At 46.6% G+C, this 2004-nt stretch carries 1 protein-coding gene; it reads left to right on the top strand.

From position 1 onward, the window contains the following. A partial coding sequence (locus AB1A65_RS17445) for a family 65 glycosyl hydrolase domain-containing protein (protein WP_366591201.1) occupies window positions 1-2004 on the top strand: 2004 nt, incomplete at both ends.

The following is a 2004-nucleotide window of genomic DNA, read 5'->3' as shown; positions in this document are numbered from 1 at the left end:
AAGCCTTTTCAGTTTGGGGAACGGGGCCATGGGCCAACGTGCCAATTTTGAAGAACACTATTCCGGAGAAACGTTTCAGGGCAGTTATATTGCAGGGGTCGACTACCCGGACATGACCCGTGTGGGATGGTGGAAGAACGGCTACCCCGAATATTTTGCCAAAGTCCTCAATGCCCCCAATTGGATAGGTATTGATGTGTTCATCAATTATGAACCTTTGGACTTGAACACCTGTAAAAAAGTAGAGAGTTTCAGACGAGAACTCAACATGAAGGAGGGCTGGTACAAGCGCAGTTTTGTGGCCACCCTGCCCAATGGTTTGGAAGTTGCAGTGGACGTAACCCGTTTTCTCAGCTTGGATCTTGATGAAACCGGAGCCATTCAATATAAGCTTCAGGTACTCAATTCAGACGCAGAAGTGATTATGGTCCCTTATTTGGATGGTGGAATCAAGAACAAGGACACCAATTGGGACGACAAATTCTGGAACATCACCAATGTTACATCGAAAGGGAAAAGGGCTTTTGTTGAATCGCATACAATGAAGACCAACTTTTCGGTCTGTACCTTTATGCAAAGTGAACTGAACGTGGGTGGGCGCTCTTGGATGATGGAGTCCTTAAAACAGAAGGAGAATGGATGGGTAGGCCATTCTTATAATGTGCCGATCAGTAAGGGAAAGACAATTTCTTTGATAAAGTTTGGGGGTTACACGGTAAATCGAAATCACCCCAAAGATAAGCTTCAACAAGCGGCCCATGCTGTTTTGGATGAAGCCTCACAATTGGGTTTTGATGCACTGCTTCAGAAACAGAAAGATGCCTGGGCCAAGATCTGGGAGATGAGCGACATCACCATTGAAGGCGATGTAGAGGCGCAACAAGGCATCCGGTTCAATATTTTCCAGCTCAACCAGACCTATTTGGGCAAAGATTCCCGATTGAATATCGGCCCCAAGGGATTCACAGGGGAAAAATACGGAGGAAGCACGTATTGGGACACCGAAGCCTATTGCCTCCCTTTCTACATGGCCACCAAAAATCAGGAAGTAGCCTGGAACCTTTTAAAATATCGGTACAACCATCTGGAAAAAGCCAAAGAGAATGCTGAAAAACTAGGGTTTTCCAATGGAGCAGCACTCTATCCCATGGTCACCATGAACGGAGAGGAATGCCATAACGAATGGGAGATCACCTTTGAGGAAATCCATAGAAACGGGGCCATTGCCTTCGCCATATACAATTACCATAGATACACTGGGGACTACAGCTATATCCCAAAAATGGGGTTGGAAGTTTTGATCGGAATAGCCCGGTTCTGGCACCAACGCGTCAATTTTTCCGAAGAGAAACAGCAATATGTGATGTTGGGCGTTACCGGACCCAATGAGTATGAAAACAACGTCAACAACAACTGGTACACGAACTATTTGGCTAAATGGTGCATTGAATATACCTTGGAACAGCTCAAAGTTGTCCAAGAATCCTATCCGGAAGATTACAAAAGAATTATCCAGAAAACCGACTTGGCCCAACCCGAGACCGAGGATTGGGCAAAGGTGGCCGGGAACATGTACTTTCCCTATTCGGAAAAACACAAGGTCTTTTTACAACAGGACGGGTTTTTGGACAAGGAAATGGTGAAAGTCCAAGATCTGGACAAGTCAGAACGGCCCATCAACCAAAAATGGAGCTGGGACCGGATTTTGCGGTCACCCTACATTAAACAGGCCGATGTGCTCCAAGGATTTTATTTCTTTGAGGACCACTTCAGCCAAGAGGAACTGGAGCGCCATTTCGATTTCTACGAACCTTTCACCGTTCATGAATCTTCTCTTTCGCCCTGCGTGCACAGCATCCAAGCCGCCAAGTTGGGACGGATGGAGCAGGCATACACCTTCTACCTCAGGACGTCCAGACTGGACTTGGACGATTACAACAAAGAGGTGAAAGAAGGACTGCACATCACGTCCATGGCAGGCACTTGGATGAGCATTGTGGAAGG

The sequence above is a fragment of the Allomuricauda sp. ANG21 genome, from assembly GCF_040705235.1.
Classification (GTDB): domain Bacteria; phylum Bacteroidota; class Bacteroidia; order Flavobacteriales; family Flavobacteriaceae; genus Flagellimonas; species Flagellimonas marina.
Note: the sequence above shows the minus strand (reverse complement) of the source record. Positions and strands in the feature narration are given on the sequence as shown.